The sequence below is a fragment of the Pseudomonas benzenivorans genome, from assembly GCF_024397895.1.
GTDB lineage: Bacteria > Pseudomonadota > Gammaproteobacteria > Pseudomonadales > Pseudomonadaceae > Aquipseudomonas > Aquipseudomonas benzenivorans_A.
In genome coordinates this window covers 1,615,196-1,628,950 of record NZ_CP073346.1, presented here as the reverse complement: position 1 = coordinate 1,628,950, position 13,755 = coordinate 1,615,196, and the positions used below count along the sequence as shown (strand labels likewise).

At 58.7% G+C, this 13,755-nt stretch carries 19 protein-coding genes; 14 read left to right on the top strand and 5 right to left on the bottom strand.

Annotated elements, in window-relative coordinates; translation table 11 throughout:
• Positions 1–193 precede the first annotated feature (193 nt).
• On the bottom strand, positions 194–1,147 hold the full coding sequence (locus tag KDW96_RS07730; protein WP_255839855.1) for an AraC family transcriptional regulator: 954 nt from the start codon (positions 1,145–1,147) through the stop codon (positions 194–196).
• Between the two features lie 145 nt (positions 1,148–1,292).
• Between KDW96_RS07730 and KDW96_RS07725 the strand changes: the two genes are divergently transcribed.
• The 5 genes from KDW96_RS07725 to KDW96_RS07705 all read left to right on the top strand — a co-directional run bounded on the left by KDW96_RS07725 (position 1,293) and on the right by KDW96_RS07705 (position 5,074).
• On the top strand, positions 1,293–2,348 hold the full coding sequence (locus KDW96_RS07725; RefSeq protein ID WP_255839854.1) for a class I SAM-dependent methyltransferase: 1,056 nt from the start codon (positions 1,293–1,295) through the stop codon (positions 2,346–2,348).
• An 80-nt stretch (positions 2,349–2,428) separates the two neighbouring features.
• Positions 2,429–2,845 carry a DsrE family protein gene (locus tag KDW96_RS07720; protein WP_255839853.1) on the top strand — a complete coding sequence of 139 codons (417 nt, stop codon included), beginning with the start codon at positions 2,429–2,431 and terminating at the stop codon, positions 2,843–2,845.
• Between the two features lie 110 nt (positions 2,846–2,955).
• Entirely contained in the window at positions 2,956–3,432 is a 477-nt protein-coding gene (locus tag KDW96_RS07715) for a GNAT family N-acetyltransferase (protein WP_255839852.1), read from the top strand.
• Between the two features lie 77 nt (positions 3,433–3,509).
• Complete coding sequence (locus tag KDW96_RS07710; RefSeq protein ID WP_255839851.1) at positions 3,510–4,208, top strand: SOS response-associated peptidase; 699 nt, start codon at positions 3,510–3,512, stop codon at positions 4,206–4,208.
• Between the two features lie 188 nt (positions 4,209–4,396).
• The gene (locus KDW96_RS07705; protein WP_255839850.1) at positions 4,397–5,074 is read left to right on the top strand and encodes a hypothetical protein; all 678 of its coding nucleotides are present in this window, start codon (positions 4,397–4,399) and stop codon (positions 5,072–5,074) included.
• A gap of 253 nt (positions 5,075–5,327) precedes the next feature.
• On the opposite strand, the gene KDW96_RS07700 is transcribed toward KDW96_RS07705, so the two are convergent.
• The 4 genes from KDW96_RS07700 to KDW96_RS22205 form a co-directional block, all read right to left on the bottom strand.
• Positions 5,328–7,199: an AAA family ATPase gene (locus KDW96_RS07700; protein ID WP_255839849.1), complete on the bottom strand. Its 1,872-nt coding sequence runs from the start codon at positions 7,197–7,199 to the stop codon at positions 5,328–5,330.
• A gap of 82 nt (positions 7,200–7,281) precedes the next feature.
• Positions 7,282–7,611 (bottom strand): hypothetical protein, encoded by a 330-nt coding sequence (locus tag KDW96_RS07695; RefSeq protein ID WP_255839848.1) that lies wholly within the window; start codon positions 7,609–7,611, stop codon positions 7,282–7,284.
• Positions 7,612–7,656: 45 nt separating this feature from the next.
• Positions 7,657–7,866 carry a hypothetical protein gene (locus KDW96_RS07690; RefSeq protein WP_255839847.1) on the bottom strand — a complete coding sequence of 70 codons (210 nt, stop codon included), beginning with the start codon at positions 7,864–7,866 and terminating at the stop codon, positions 7,657–7,659.
• A 54-nt stretch (positions 7,867–7,920) separates the two neighbouring features.
• Positions 7,921–8,094 carry a hypothetical protein gene (locus KDW96_RS22205; RefSeq protein WP_370295377.1) on the bottom strand — a complete coding sequence of 58 codons (174 nt, stop codon included), beginning with the start codon at positions 8,092–8,094 and terminating at the stop codon, positions 7,921–7,923.
• Between the two features lie 217 nt (positions 8,095–8,311).
• Here KDW96_RS22205 and KDW96_RS07680 point away from each other — a divergent pair, with 217 nt between their 5' ends.
• The 9 genes from KDW96_RS07680 (at position 8,312) to KDW96_RS07640 (ending at position 13,728) form a co-directional block, all read left to right on the top strand.
• Positions 8,312–8,584 carry a helix-turn-helix domain-containing protein gene (locus KDW96_RS07680; RefSeq protein WP_255839845.1) on the top strand — a complete coding sequence of 91 codons (273 nt, stop codon included), beginning with the start codon at positions 8,312–8,314 and terminating at the stop codon, positions 8,582–8,584.
• Between the two features lie 217 nt (positions 8,585–8,801).
• On the top strand, positions 8,802–9,116 hold the full coding sequence (gene pflM, locus KDW96_RS07675; RefSeq protein WP_370295376.1) for a lysogeny maintenance protein PflM: 315 nt from the start codon (positions 8,802–8,804) through the stop codon (positions 9,114–9,116).
• A gap of 473 nt (positions 9,117–9,589) precedes the next feature.
• The gene (locus KDW96_RS07670; RefSeq protein ID WP_255839844.1) at positions 9,590–9,949 is read left to right on the top strand and encodes a hypothetical protein; all 360 of its coding nucleotides are present in this window, start codon (positions 9,590–9,592) and stop codon (positions 9,947–9,949) included.
• A gap of 15 nt (positions 9,950–9,964) precedes the next feature.
• Positions 9,965–10,150: a hypothetical protein gene (locus KDW96_RS07665; RefSeq protein WP_255839843.1), complete on the top strand. Its 186-nt coding sequence runs from the start codon at positions 9,965–9,967 to the stop codon at positions 10,148–10,150.
• On the top strand, positions 10,147–10,356 hold the full coding sequence (locus KDW96_RS07660) for a hypothetical protein (RefSeq protein WP_255839842.1): 210 nt from the start codon (positions 10,147–10,149) through the stop codon (positions 10,354–10,356). The genes KDW96_RS07665 and KDW96_RS07660 overlap by 4 nt, the downstream gene beginning before the upstream one ends.
• A gap of 11 nt (positions 10,357–10,367) precedes the next feature.
• Positions 10,368–10,580 carry a major capsid protein gene (locus KDW96_RS07655; protein WP_255839841.1) on the top strand — a complete coding sequence of 71 codons (213 nt, stop codon included), beginning with the start codon at positions 10,368–10,370 and terminating at the stop codon, positions 10,578–10,580.
• Between the two features lie 489 nt (positions 10,581–11,069).
• Positions 11,070–12,218 (top strand): virulence factor TspB C-terminal domain-related protein, encoded by a 1,149-nt coding sequence (locus KDW96_RS07650; protein ID WP_255839840.1) that lies wholly within the window; start codon positions 11,070–11,072, stop codon positions 12,216–12,218.
• Entirely contained in the window at positions 12,218–12,532 is a 315-nt protein-coding gene (locus KDW96_RS07645; RefSeq protein ID WP_255839839.1) for a DUF2523 domain-containing protein, read from the top strand. Before KDW96_RS07650 ends, KDW96_RS07645 begins: the two co-directional genes overlap by 1 nt.
• Before the next feature lie 2 nt (positions 12,533–12,534).
• A complete protein-coding gene (locus tag KDW96_RS07640) occupies positions 12,535–13,728 on the top strand; it encodes a zonular occludens toxin domain-containing protein (protein WP_255839838.1) in 1,194 nt (397 codons plus the stop codon).
• The last annotated feature ends 27 nt before the right edge of the window (positions 13,729–13,755 follow it).

Sequence of the window (13,755 nt, the reverse complement as noted above, 5' to 3'; positions counted from 1 at the left end):
AGCGCGCAATGCAAGCGCCGTATGCCTTGGCGTCACGCTGAGCAATAGTCCAGCGATGCAGCTCTACTGCAAGGCCGGCTTTGTCCCAAGTGGTGCAACTGAGCCGTTGCGTTCCGGCTCGGGCTTGCTTGTCCAGCCCATGACGCTTTGCCTTGAAGAGGGCGCTGTTTAGCTAGCCCTGGGCTTGAGCGGCCTAATTCCGCTTCCGCCACCCTGCAGGCGGTGCTCCGTGGGCGCGTTTGAAGGCCCGTGAGAAGGCCGCTTCTGACTCGTAGCCCACGCCCTCGGCCACCTGCATGATGGATTTGCTGCTGTTGCGCAGTTCCTGGGCGGCCACCTGCAAGCGCCACTGGGTCAGGTACTGCATCGGGGGCAGGCCGATGACCTGGGTGAAGCGCTCCGCCAGGGCCGAGCGGGACAGGCCCACTTCCTTGCCCAGCTGCTCCACGGTCCAGCTTTCCTTCAAGCGGGCGTGCAGAATCGCCAGGGCCCGGGCCACATAGGGATCTTTCAGCCCCGCCAGCCAGCCGGTGTGTTGTTCCGGCAGAGTCTCCACGTAGCGCCGCACCGCCTCCACGAAGAGCAGCTCCGAGAGCTTGGCCATCACCGTTTCCGAGCCGGCCCGGCCAGCGGCGATCTCCTGGGCGGCGTAGTTGAAGGTGCTGCGAATCCAGTCCGCGGCGTTGCCCTCCTTCACATCCAGGTGCAGCAGCGGGGGCAGGGTGCTGATGATGGGGTTGCGGTCGAAGTCCTCGCCGGCCAGGAAGCCGCACACCAGGCAAGTCCGCGCCCCACCGCCGCCAAGCCTGATGGTGGCAAGCCCGCCGTTGCTGGGAGGCTTCACCACATGATCGCCCTGCACCGGGGGAAGGCGCAGGTCACTGCCCATCAGGTGGCTGTCATTGCGGGGGAACAACACCACTTGATCGGCGCCCAGGTCGATGGGGTCGGCGCCGTCGACCTCCACCCGCAGGCAACCTTCCAGCACGTAGTGGTAGGGGATCACGTCCGTGGTGCGGCCCAGGAAGGGGGCGCAATTCTCCGGGGACACCTTCGACTCCACGCACCAGGGCGCGGTGAGCTCCGCATGCAGAAACACCCCGCCCATCAGGTGCGTGGTGCGCAACACGTCCGAGAGTGCATCCATCGAGTCACCTACTTAAACGGCGTCTCGGGCAAGACTGCCGGTGAACGGGTCATGGGCAATTCATTGGCGTTTTTCCACAGTAACACCCACGTCACTGCAGTTGGCGTTGAACCACTCACATTGTGACCACTAGAGGTGGGCTGTCATGCAAGAACAAAAACTCAACGACTTCCTCGATCAGCTGCTCCACGACCTGGGCGGCGCCTTCGGCATCGGCCTGGTCCGCATTGGCCATGCCCACGGGCTGTACAAGACGCTGCAGGCCAAGGGCGCGCTCACGTCCCAGGAACTGGCAGAGCATACCGGCCTGGCCGAGCGCTACGTGCGGGAGTGGCTGGCCCAGCAGGCGGCCTCCAACTACCTGGCCTACGACCCCGCCGACAAGCGCTTCACCCTGCCGGCGGAACAGGCAGCGGTATTCGCCGACGAGGACAGCCCGGTGTTCATGGTGCCGGCCTTCGATGCGGCCGCGGCCTATCTGGAGAACCAACCCAAGATACAAGAGGCCTTCAAGACCGGCCGTGGCGTCGGCTGGGGCAACCAGGCGGGCTGCCTGTTCTGCGCGATCGCGCGCTTCTTCCGCCCCGGCTACCAGGCCAACCTGGTGCAAAGCTGGCTGCCGGCCCTGGACGGCGTGGTGGAAAAGCTCAAGCGCGGCGCCCTGGTGGCGGACGTAGGGTGCGGCCACGGCTACTCGACCGTGCTCATGGCGCAGGCGTTCCCCAACTCGCGCTTCATCGGCTTCGACTTCCATGAAGCCTCTATCGAGGAAGCCAGGAAACATGCCGCCGAACACGGCGTCAGCGACAACGTGGAGTTCCAGGTCAGCTCGGCCCAGGACTTCCCGGGCGGCGACTACGACCTGGTGACCTTCTTCGATTGCCTGCACGACATGGGCGACCCGGAGGGTGCCGCCGCCCACGTGCGCCAGTCGCTCAAGTCTGACGGCACCTGGATGATCGTCGAGCCCTTCGCCCACGATCATCTGGAAGACAATATCAACCCAGTAGGGCGCCTGTTCTACGCGGCCTCCACCATGGTCTGCGTGCCGTCTTCCCTGGATCAGGAGGGCGCCGCCGCCCTCGGCGCACAGGCGGGCGAACGCAAGCTGCGGGAAGTGGCCATGGCCGGTGGCTTCCAGTCGTTCTGGAGGGCCACGGAAACCCCCTTCAACATGGTCCTGGAAGCACGCCCAGGCTAGCGAACAGCGTGGCGGGAGGGATGCCCGCCGCACTGCGGCACGCCGAACCACTCACATCCTTTGCAACCGCGAGAACCGCCATGAAAAAGCTAGCCATCGTCATCCGCGAGGATGCCTACGACAAAATCCTCACGCCCCTGACCTTTGCCTACACCCAAGCCCTCGAGGGCGTGGAGGTGGACGTGCTGTTCGTGCTCTGGGCGGTACGGGCCCTGACCCCGGCAGGAGCTTCCGCACTGCGCATTGACGGCTCCCACGAGGCAGAGGCCCACTGGCTCTACCAACGCCTGAAGGAGGAGGGCAGCCCCACGGAGATTCACGAGTTCCTGAAACTGCTGGTGGCCACCAACAAGGTCAGGCTCTACGGCTGCCGCATCGCGGCCAAGACCTTTGCCGTGGAGTCGTCCGACCTGATACCCGAAGCGGCGGGCATCATCGATCCGGGCCAGTTCCTGAAGGACAAGGCCGTCCCGGCGGATCACTGCCAGTACTTCTGATGCGGATGCGCCAACCGTCCCGGTCCAGCTGCGCCTTGTATCATTGGATCAAATCGCGCACTTCGCTGGGGCGGGCTTTGGCCCACCCCTTCGCTTAACCCTCAGAAACCATGAATATCCGTCCAGGCAACACCACCGACAGCAAAGCCATTGCCGAGCTGATCGAGCGCTTTCAGTCATCGCTTACGCTCGACCCGAGCGGTGCCGGCGCAGAGCACTTTCTGGCCTCGGTTTCCGAGGCGTCGGAGCGGCAGTACCTGGAATCACCGCGGTACAGGTACTGGGTCGCTGAGCGTGAGGGTGAACTCGCAGGCTTCATCGCCATGCGCGACCAGTCTCACCTCTTTCACCTGTTCGTAGCCGCAGAACAACACCGCAAGGGTATTGCCGCCACTCTGTGGTGCTGTGCACGCGATCAAGCCATTCGCGCGGGTGGGGTGAGCGAGTTCACCGTGAACTCAAGCTTGAATGCCGTGCCTGTATATAAGCGTTTTGGCTTTGTGCCTGCCGGAGAGCCTGTGCAGATGCACGGCATCGCCTTTTTGCCCATGCGGCTGAGTCTTCGTGCGTGTTGCATAAAGCACTGACCGGGATGGGGTGACCGCTACACTTCCCGGAAAAGCAGGCCGATGTAGTCACTCCCGATTGAGCGTTAGAGGTGCCCATGTGCGGTCGATACGTCAGCCCCGATGAAGCAGCCATGGAGCGCTACTGGCACATCGGCGCGCGCAACTCCGGGCGGTGGATTCAGCGGATCTACAACGTAGCCCCGACCATGACCGTACCCATCGTCCTCAACAACGACGACGGATCGCCCGAGGTCGTGCCGGCGCGCTGGGGGTTGATACCCGGGTGGTGGAAGAAACCCAGCCTGCCCACCCTGACCTTCAACGCCCGCAGTGAAGAAGCAGCCGTTAAACCCATGTGGCGGCACAGCTACCGCACTCAGCGCTGCCTGATGCCCGCCCAGGGCTGGTACGAGTGGAACGCCAAAGAACAGGCCCGCAGCCCGAGCGGGCGCAAGGTCAAGCAGCCGTACTACATCCATTCGCCGGATGACTCGATGCTGGCCTTTGCCGCGCTGTGGTCCTCCTGGCAGGGGCCGGACGGTCAGCCCGTGTTGTCCTGCGCGCTACTGACCACCGAGGCCGCACCCACGATCCACGCTATCCACAACCGCATGCCCGTAGTCCTGGCCCCGGAGCAGTTCAACCCGTGGCTGTCGTCCAATCTATCGAGTGAACAGGTGGGCGAAGCACTGGCCATGGCGCGGCAAGACCTCACCTCCTACCCCGTCAGCACCGAGGTCAACAACACTCGCAATGACTACCCCGAGCTGGTACAGCATCTGTCTGAGCCGTAGAGCCCCGGATACTGGACTTTTCAGCCTGGCGCTAGCCACATCCACCCAGGCCATTCAGAAGGCGCGTCAGTGTCTGCACAGGCCCAAGCACAACGACTGCCTAGCAACGCAAGGCCGATGCTCTGGGTTCTAGTTTTCCCGCCTACACTGCTAGCGTTGGGCGCCGTAGATTGGAGCGCGTTTCACCTTTGTTGCTGATCAAAGAAGATAGGCAGATGAAGACGGTGCTGGCAGTCCTGGTGTTGATGCTTGCAGGTTGTGCGGGGCAAGTTGTTAATCCGAATGTCACTGATGTTGGCCGGTCGCGCTCGATTTCGGTTGTTGATCGGAGGCCTCAAGCTGAGAAACAAGCAGAGACCTTTAGCTACCTGATTAGCAATGATGCGTATGCGACCTATCGTGTGGATGAGGATGCCGTTGCACCGCCAGGAACAATTCTCCTACGCCATCGAGCGTACGAAAAAATGGGTGCACAGCAGCCTGCCGTTGAACTCGTCGTCCATCATTTCGTTGTGTACAGTAACCTCCAAACAGAGCTTCGCCGCGGTACATTTGGTGGGTTTTTTGCGGGTGCCATCGGTGCAGTAGTCGTCAGTCAGCTACCAACAACGGTTCCCGGTACCGGGTGCGCATCGGTTGACCGTGCTGGATTCGAGTCCCTTGCATCAAACGAGTACAGACGCGCCCTGTATTCGCTGCAAGAAAACCCACAAAACGTCAGCGTCTATATCGTGTTCATAGATACGGAGATAAATGGCAAACGTGTGTTTACGCGAACTATGATGCCGTTTAAAAAAGCGTCTGACACGAATTCCTTGGTAGGCGCCTTAGAGGCTGCCGTCGGATGTCAGTTGGCACAATACTAGGGTGGGCTTGTACGGGATGGTCTCTCTGGGGAAGAAAATAAATCTGTCCCCTTTATCCCCAATAAACCCCCAGCTATAGGGGGGGAGTGATCTATTTTTATTCACTCAGACCTCTTTATGCGCTTCCCTTTCCCCGGGTATATTTAAAATATACGCGCTGCAGCAGTAATTTTCTGAGGGCAAGCCTCCAGAATTCTTTCAATGGATATGATCAAGTCCTTGTCGATATTGTTTCCTGGTTCATTACGTTTCTTCAGGGTTTCGAGGTATCCAGAATCATAGATATCCTTTCAAAAATACCCTTGAATTCGTCATAGTTTATTCCGCAGCCAAACTCGTCGTCATTTTCTATAAGGTCTGCAAATCTAGACTTAGAGTGAGCGCCTTCTAGTTCGCCTATATCTGAATCAAATATTTTCTTCGTGTCCTCACCTGCTGGATCAGCCTTGTCTAGCTTCTCTGGTTTTGGCTTCCCTTGTTTGTTTCCTGGTTGAAAGAAACGAATTTCATTATCAAAATGTAGACGCTTCCCATCTTTTTCTTTGAGCAGGTCGGTGTCGGAGTAGAAAAATTCAATTGATATGTTCTTGTATTTTTCTCGGCCCGTTGGTGTGGGTAGGCACATTCCGAATACGTTGTTTCCGAAGTCTTTAAAAACCTTTCCGTTCTTTTCTATTAGGTCTACTACGCTGGGCACGTCTCTGTCGAATATGCCTATGATTACTCTGCGCTGAGAGACTTTGGATAGCTGTTCGAGCAGTAGTTTTAGTTTGCTGTCGCCCCAGTCTCCTGGGACTGAAAAGTACTCTGCGTCTAGATCTATTCCCAATGCTTTCTGAGATTTTCTTATGTGCTGTATGTCTGTTTTTCCCTCGGTTATGATTAAGGGTTTGGTGTTTTTGTTTAATTCGCTCTTTAGGGTGATATATTCATCCCTAAATCGCTGATTGTCGCTTACCATCATGTCGTACACTTCAGTGTATAGGGCGTTTGTTGTCGGGTCGTGAGTTACTCCGAAATTGTCTAGATCAATAATTTTAGAACGGTCTCTCTGGGATTCGGCTAGACCCATGCTAAGGAACGGCGAATGTGAACTGATGAGAAACTGTACGTTGGGGAATATTGAGAATAAAAAAGGGAGGACTTCTTTCTGTAGCTTTATGTGTAGATGCTTGTCTATCTCGTCAATAAGGACAACTCCAGTGGAGTTGCTAATAACTGTGTCGTTGTTGAGGTTGTCAGATTGCCGTATAAGCTCTCCGAACATGCACAGTGCACCTGCTTCCCCAGCGGATAGATTGAAAATCGTAGGATATACTGTCTCGTTGGTTACCGTGTCTAGAATCTGTATCCGGGTTTGGCCGAAGCCTCTTGGGCCTATGCCAAAGCGCAATTTTTTTCTTTCTTTACCACCAAGTACGAGTGTAATTATTCTGTCGATATTAGCTTTTAGTAAGTGCACGTTTGATTGCTGGTACTGCATGTCAAGGACTATGTCCATTAGCCAGTTGGAGAAGGGCTCTAGTCCGCTAACTACCTCTAGGGGGTTGATCATGTGTCCTGTATATGCATGATCCTTTCGAAAGCTTAGTTTTGTTTCGTAAGGAGCGTTTATATAGCCTGGCTTCTCAAAACGATAGGATGGGAAGTAGGTCATTAAATTATTGTGGAATATTTTAGTCGATTTTTTCTGGTCGCCGGCAATTGATGAATGCTTCGTTGTATTGCTGGCGTCGAAACTGCTCCTTAAAACTTCGTATGGCATCTTGTTTTCAAGCTGTATGCCGTTGTATAAGTCTTCGCTGATGGAGCCCCTTGTGTTGATGTAGTCTATATTCTCTCCGTTGAAAATTGCGCGCATATAAAATATTGATGGCTCGGAAGGGTTTAAGCTATCAACTGATTGAGATACTCTATAAAATTTGTTTTCTTTTCCTTCGAAATGATTTGTAAATCCGATCTTGGCTAGTTCATGAAAGGCATCAATTATGTGTGAAAGTATAGTTGTCTTTCCTCGGCCGTTAGCGGCGGTCAGAACGCCAATATCATTTTCTTTTAGATCAATATCTAAGTGGTCAAATGGTGCTCTGTTCTTGAATATTAATTTATTAATAAAGAACTTCATTCGTGCGGTCTCTTGTTTGATTGTCGAGGTGTTGGGCCGTTCTAATATATGGAGGCTGACCACGGTTTTTAGATAGTTAGGGCTACCACGTTTTGTCGCGTAGTCCTTCGATGCACTCCTTCACATCATCGTCAATGACGTTTCCAGGCTTGATGCACTCCTTCATGCTTTTGCGCGTCCCTCGATTGGCTTCGCGCTCGCGCTGATCCTGCATCTTCCGGTTGGCGCGTGCACCTTCTGCCATCGGGCCTTTGCCTCCCGCCATGATCTCGGTGAAGGTTCTGCTTACGCCTTTGCTGAAGGCTTCCACATAGGGGTAAGTGGCTTCTGCCGCCTGGGTGGCGACGGGCTTTTCTTCTTCCGCCAAAGCAGGCGTTGCCAGGATCAGTAACGCGATGAGTGTCCACTTCATGATTCTGCTCCGCTCCTTCGGAAATACCGCGACTCGTATGCCTGCCTAGGGTTGTGGCAAGGCGATGGTCATACCGCCCAGCAGTGCGCCTACCGAAATCAGCCAGAGCAGGGTGCCGATGAGGCTCAGCACGCTGCCGCCGACGATGATGCCCAAGGCGATCTGCTTCCAGAGGCCTGCGTACTGGTTTGGCTGATGGCGCCTGAAGGAAGGCGCCTCCCGCTCGGCCCGGATGTTTTCAAAGCTCTCTTTCACTCGATCTCTCCACCTTTCGGGCGTACCAGCGTCTAGTCACTTCCGTTGTGATTGCTATCCCGCGTTTTGATCGATCAAGTTTCGGTTGGCCTCGTCGTAGTCGGGGCTTGTCTGACCTATCTCCGGTGCTACATCGCCACTGACCATCCACCAGCGATAGGAGGGGAACAGCTTGCCCAGCTCCTCCACCTCGTCAGTGCTGATTCGCACATCCTTGTTGTAGAGCACTGTTCGCCATCTGTTTGACCCGATTGGAGTCTCGCGGACGAGTCGATCCATGCCTGCCATAGAAGCTACGGTTCTAACTCTGTCGTTTATTGTGCTCATTTAATATATCTATTTTGCTCAAATAATTTGAACAAAGAGAGGCAATTGCCTACGATCTATTCAAATAGTTTGACTCAAGTATATGAGTCGATTGTTTGGACGATTATAGGACAAAAGCATGGAACAGTCTGGAGTAGTGGGGTTCAACGCACAGGGAAACGCAGAGCGCATCACCGACTTCCGTGATTCGCCGTTCTGCTCCCAGCTGGTTTTCGCCGAAATGCTCGGCATCGAAGACGTCACCCCGGACGTGGTGCGCGGCTGGGTCGAGTCGCAAGCCATCCCAACCGTAAAGATCGGCCGCCGCCGCGTTATCAACCTGCACCGCATCCGCCGCGACATCGACCGGGGCAAAACCGTGTTCTGCGCCGGGGATTACGCCGATGAGTAGCGCGGCCTGCGTCGTCGAAGTCGTCAGCTTCCACGGCTCAACCTGTCAGAAGCGTTGGCAGCGCTGTTTTCGGGGCGAGTCTCGCCGTGCATGCCATCACTTCATTGATCAGACCGTATCGGTAGTGGTCGCGAACGACCCGCTGACCTCGTTGCTCGCCCAGGAGCACGCACGGAAGCACTTTCGCATCATCAAGCTGAGGGGGTTGGTATGAGCCATGCGCCTAGAACACGCTGCGGACTGCGCCTGCTCTGTCTGCTGGTCCAAGGCCGAAATGGCCAGACCCGATCCTTGCCCATCCACACCCTGCGCCCTATGCCGCCGCGCCTCTGCGCTGCCGATACGCGCCATCAAGATGGGCTTCGTAGCTGGTGCCTGGAAAGTCCTGCTCTCGGACTGGGCAGTGACACCGGCCTTTATCTGCGAGAAACACACGCCACCGCTCCAGCCCCCGAAGTATTGGCGCGTTGTGCAGGACAGCGGCCCACCCATTCCATCGCTGCCGCCTGTGGATCTCTTCTATGACTTTTGAACAGATCGCCCTGCTTATCGTCCTGGCGCCGGCGGCCTATGTCGTCGGCCACGGCGTCGCCCGCTACCTGTGGCGCGAGTGGCTGGCCTGCTGGTTCGTTAAACCTGAGCCTCGGCGCGCTTTTGCTTCTCCTTCTTCAAAGGTGCAAACCCGCTTTGCCCAAGGCCCGAGTGGGGCCCCACGTGTGGGGTCGAGGGCTGATAGATATCCACGGGCGCAGCCGGTGGGTATCTGTCCCAGGCAACTCGGGTTGCGCATCCATGCCCGGATCACCAGCCCGCCCCGACGATGGAGCGGCTAACCACCCGCCCCGGTGCTGACCCCGTAACCGCTCAACGCAAGACCCGGCTTTAACCCCCGGCAAGTCGAGATAACCCAGTAGGCCGAACTTCACAGTTCACCTGCTCGGGAGCGCTCGGCCTGCTGAAAGGCAAACCCGCGCACTCACGCGCAACTCAACGAGGAAATACCAAATGGCACGTTCAACTATGGAAGTTGCATTTCTCGGCACTCAGATGACCCAGGTCGATGACGCCAAATACGCCAAGATTTTCTATGGCGATGAACCGGACGGCAAAAGCGAGCACGGTCTTTCCATCATCGGCATGGCCATCGCCGAAGACGTGGCCGATGAAGTCTTCGCCGCCGGCGCCCAGTTCGACCCGCTGCAGAAGGTGCGCATCACCTTCGACGTGGCCCGTGGCGGGCAGAACAAGGGCAAAAATCTAGCCCTGCACATCGAAGCGGTTGACGCGAAACCGGCCAACCGCCAGCCACCCCAAGCCCCTCAGCGCCCGGCCCAACAGCCGGGGCCTGACGCGGCCAAGAGCTAAGGGGAGGGGCAGGCCGTGCTGATCGTCGATCGCGTCATCTGCAACCTGTGCTTGTGCGACATGGGCCAACTGCATCACCAGCCCGCGCCGCAAGCCGATCTGCTGCCCGATCTGCGGCTACCGCCGCACTTCACTGTCTGCCCGCTCTGCCTGGATAGCTCCGAAGTCGTTGCGGCCACCGCTGAGCCGGCGGCCGCATGAATTTCATCGCCTGCGATGGGGCGTGGTCGGCCGGTGCCTCGGGAGAACCCCTGTGCAGCGGCACCCTGGTTTCCATCACGGGCGAGGAAATCCGGGAAGCGGTTAATCCCGGTTTAACCGACGAGGACGCCATCACCCTGACGGATGCGGCCATCGGCCTGTTCGCCACGGTGTTCTGCTTCCTCGTTCTCAAGAAAGTCCTATGAGGATCACCACCATGAAAACCCGCAACATGCTCCGCAAGTACGGCCGCCAGGTGGCTGCCGTCGCCATCCTGACCACCGTCACCGCCTCCCAGGCCTTCGCCGATGCCGCTGCGGCCGCGACGAAGATCACCGGCAGCGAAGGCGACATCGGCACCCTCGGCTGGGCTGCCATCGGCCTGGTCATCACTGCGGCCGCGTTCAAATACATGCGCCGCGCCGTGTAACCGACCTAACCCCGCTTCGGCGGGGTTTCTCTCGGTGTTCAGTTATGACGATTGATCCCAATACCTATTACGTACTGGTCGTGACCCTGGCGGTGGCGGCGTTGTTGTTTGGGCGGGTGTGAGATGGCCAGGATGGTATCGCAAGGACTTCTTCGACCTCTGGTCGTCGTTGCCTTCGTGCTATGCGGGACTCTCCTGTCGACCACGGCTAAGGCTTCCACGGTGTATTACTGGATGCTCGCCGACTATCCTCAGAACGGCGAGTTCGCTTCGGCTCAAGCGGCTTGCGATTCTCGCGCCTATCCGCCTCCGCACACGAACCCGGAACAGTGGTTGACCCAGGTCACCGCCACCTCGGCAAGCTGTAACCGTAAGTCCTTTAACGCGCCGACCCCTGAGTATCAGGGCCCGGTTTATCGCCACACCCGCAGTTGCCCGTTCGGCAATACCGGTACCCAATGCAATGCCTCCTGTGACCCGCCAAAGAAAATGGTCGAGGGGCAATGCGTCGTCCCTGAGCCGGACAAATGCGAATCCACGGTCGGCAACAACGTCGACCACATGCACCGGATGGGCGACTTCACCGGGGCCGGGGTAGTCGGTGGCTACGTCCCGCCACCGGGCGTGGTCTGCGACGGTGGTTGCCAGTACGCCTCCAACCAGCAGCCAGCCAAAGATGCCTTCCGCTTCGTCAACGGCGACCCGTCCGGTGTCTATGGCGCCTACGGCTACAAGGGCAACGGTGTGTCCTGCACCGGTGGTGAGGCGACCCGCGAGCAACCGGCCAACGGCAGCCCCACCGCCGAGAAAACCAGTGAATGCACCAACAAGGTGACGGACGCCGAAGGTCGCCAGCAATACAGCTGTACCGCCGTCGACAGCTACACAGACATTGGCAGCATGGACTGCGGTGAGGTTAACGGCGTGCACCAATGCGTACCGGTGCCACCCAAGCCGAGGAAAACCGACAAGACCACAGAGGTCGAGGTGACGGAGAAGACCAACCCGGACGGCTCGAAAGACACCACCACAACCACGACGACCACCACCACGGTCTGCTCCGGGGTTAATGCCTGCACGACCACGACCACCACCTCGACCACCAGCAACCACACCAAGTCGGACGGCAGCCCGGGCGGAGAGTCCACCAGTTGCACCGGCCCAGGCTGCCCGGATGGCGACGGCAAGACCCAGCAGGAGCGCGAGCAGGAAGAGGAGGAAGAGCAGCCGGAGAGCAAAGTCTCGGGTGGCCAGACCTGTGAGGCCGCGCCGACCTGTGAGGGCGATGCGGTGCAGTGCGCCATTCTCAAGCAACAGTATGAGGCCCGCTGCGACTACGAAGAGGCCATGGACTACGACGGCAAGAAGGCCGACATCGAAGGCCTGTTCCAGGGCGAGCAGTTCGAGCTGCAAGAGTCGGAAATCAGCGCCCCCAGCTTCATCAACAGCGCCACCCGCTTCCTGCCGTCCGGCTGTCCGCCTCCGGAGAGCATCACCCTGACCTCCAACGGCGGCCACACCTTCCAGCTCAAGTACGAACCGATCTGCCGCATCGCCAGCGACTTCTCCTGGCTGATCGTGGCCTTCACGTCGCTGTTCTCGGCCCTCTACGTCGGTCGCGCCTTCGGAGGTGAATGATGCACTTCTTCTACCTGGCCACCCTGTTCCTGACCATCGTCACCCCGCTGGTGAAGATGGCCCTGAAAGCCCTCGGCATCGGCGTCATCGCCTATGTCGGCATCAACCTGGTGATCGATCAGGCCAAGGACTATCTGCTGGCCAACATGGGTAACGCCGCCCCGGCGATTCAGATGGTCTTGGGCCTGGCCAAGATCGACGTGGCCATCAACATCTACTTCGCCGCCATCACCACCCGCCTGGTACTCACCGGCCTCAACAAGCTGGCCGACCGCAAGGCCAAGCTCGGCAACATCGGCACGCTGGAGGCCTAGGCATGCTCTACATCCGTACCGGCCTGCAGGGCCACGGCAAGACCCTCAACACCATCAAGGAAGTGGACCAGAGCGCCAAGGCCCAGGATCGGCCGGTCTACTACCACAATGTCACCGACCTCGACCCGAGCAAGCTGCAAGCCTCTTGGTTCGAATTCGACGACCCGCTTAAGTGGTACGAGCTGCCGGAGAACAGCATCATCGTGGTGGACGAGGCCCAGGGCGATAAGGAGCGGCCCATGTTCGGCGTGCGCGATCCGCGCAAGGAAGTGCCGCTGCACGTGTCGCGTTTCGAGACCATGCGCAAGGGCGGCTATGAAATGCACCTGATCACCCAGGACCCGCGTTTCATCGACGTGCATGCTCGCCGCCTGTGTAACAAGCACATCCACTACTGGCGGATCTTCGGCAGCTCCAAGGTGTCGCGTTACGAGCTGGAGCGGGTCTACAACGAGGTCGAGAAGATCAACCAGCTCAAGGACGCCAGCCGCACCATCATCAGCCTGGATAAGCGTTACTTCGGCGTCTACACCAGCGCCCAGGCCGGCCACCACTTCAAGTTCAAGCCCTCGAAGAAGGCGGTGGGCTTCGCCGCCCTGGTGCTGGTCGCCGGCTACTTCATCTTCCGCGCCTACGACCTGGTGCGCGGCGACACCGACAGCCCTGCCGATGCGCCCCAGGAACAGAGCCAGCCCATCGGTGAGCAGGTCGGCAACATCGCCCGCTCGCTGATCCCCGGCATCACCCCAGGCGCGCCCACAACTGCGATCAACCCGGCCGACTACACGGCCCTGCGCGTGCCCCGCATCGCCAACCTGCCGGCCTCGGCGCCGATCTATGACGAGCTGACCAAGCCGCAGGCCTTCCCGCGGCTGTATTGCATGTCCAGCACCGACCCCAACACCTATGCCCGCGAGTTCAGCCGCATGGCCAGCGCGGTGGTCAACGGCAAGCCCACGGTGTGCCAGTGCTACACCCAGCAAGGCAACCGGGTGCAGACCGACTTCGCCTTCTGCGCCCAAGTGGTGGAGAACGGCTACTTCGACCCAAGCATCCCGGATCGCGGCCAGCAGGCCTACGCGCAACAGCAACAGGCCCAGCAGCCGCTCAACCAGCCACCGCAAGACTTCGCTCCAAGCGAACCCAGGCCCACGGTGACCGTGGTGCCCTACGAGAAGGGGCAATTCCTGTGGTGAGTATTCCGCGCCTGCGCTCGGCGCTTT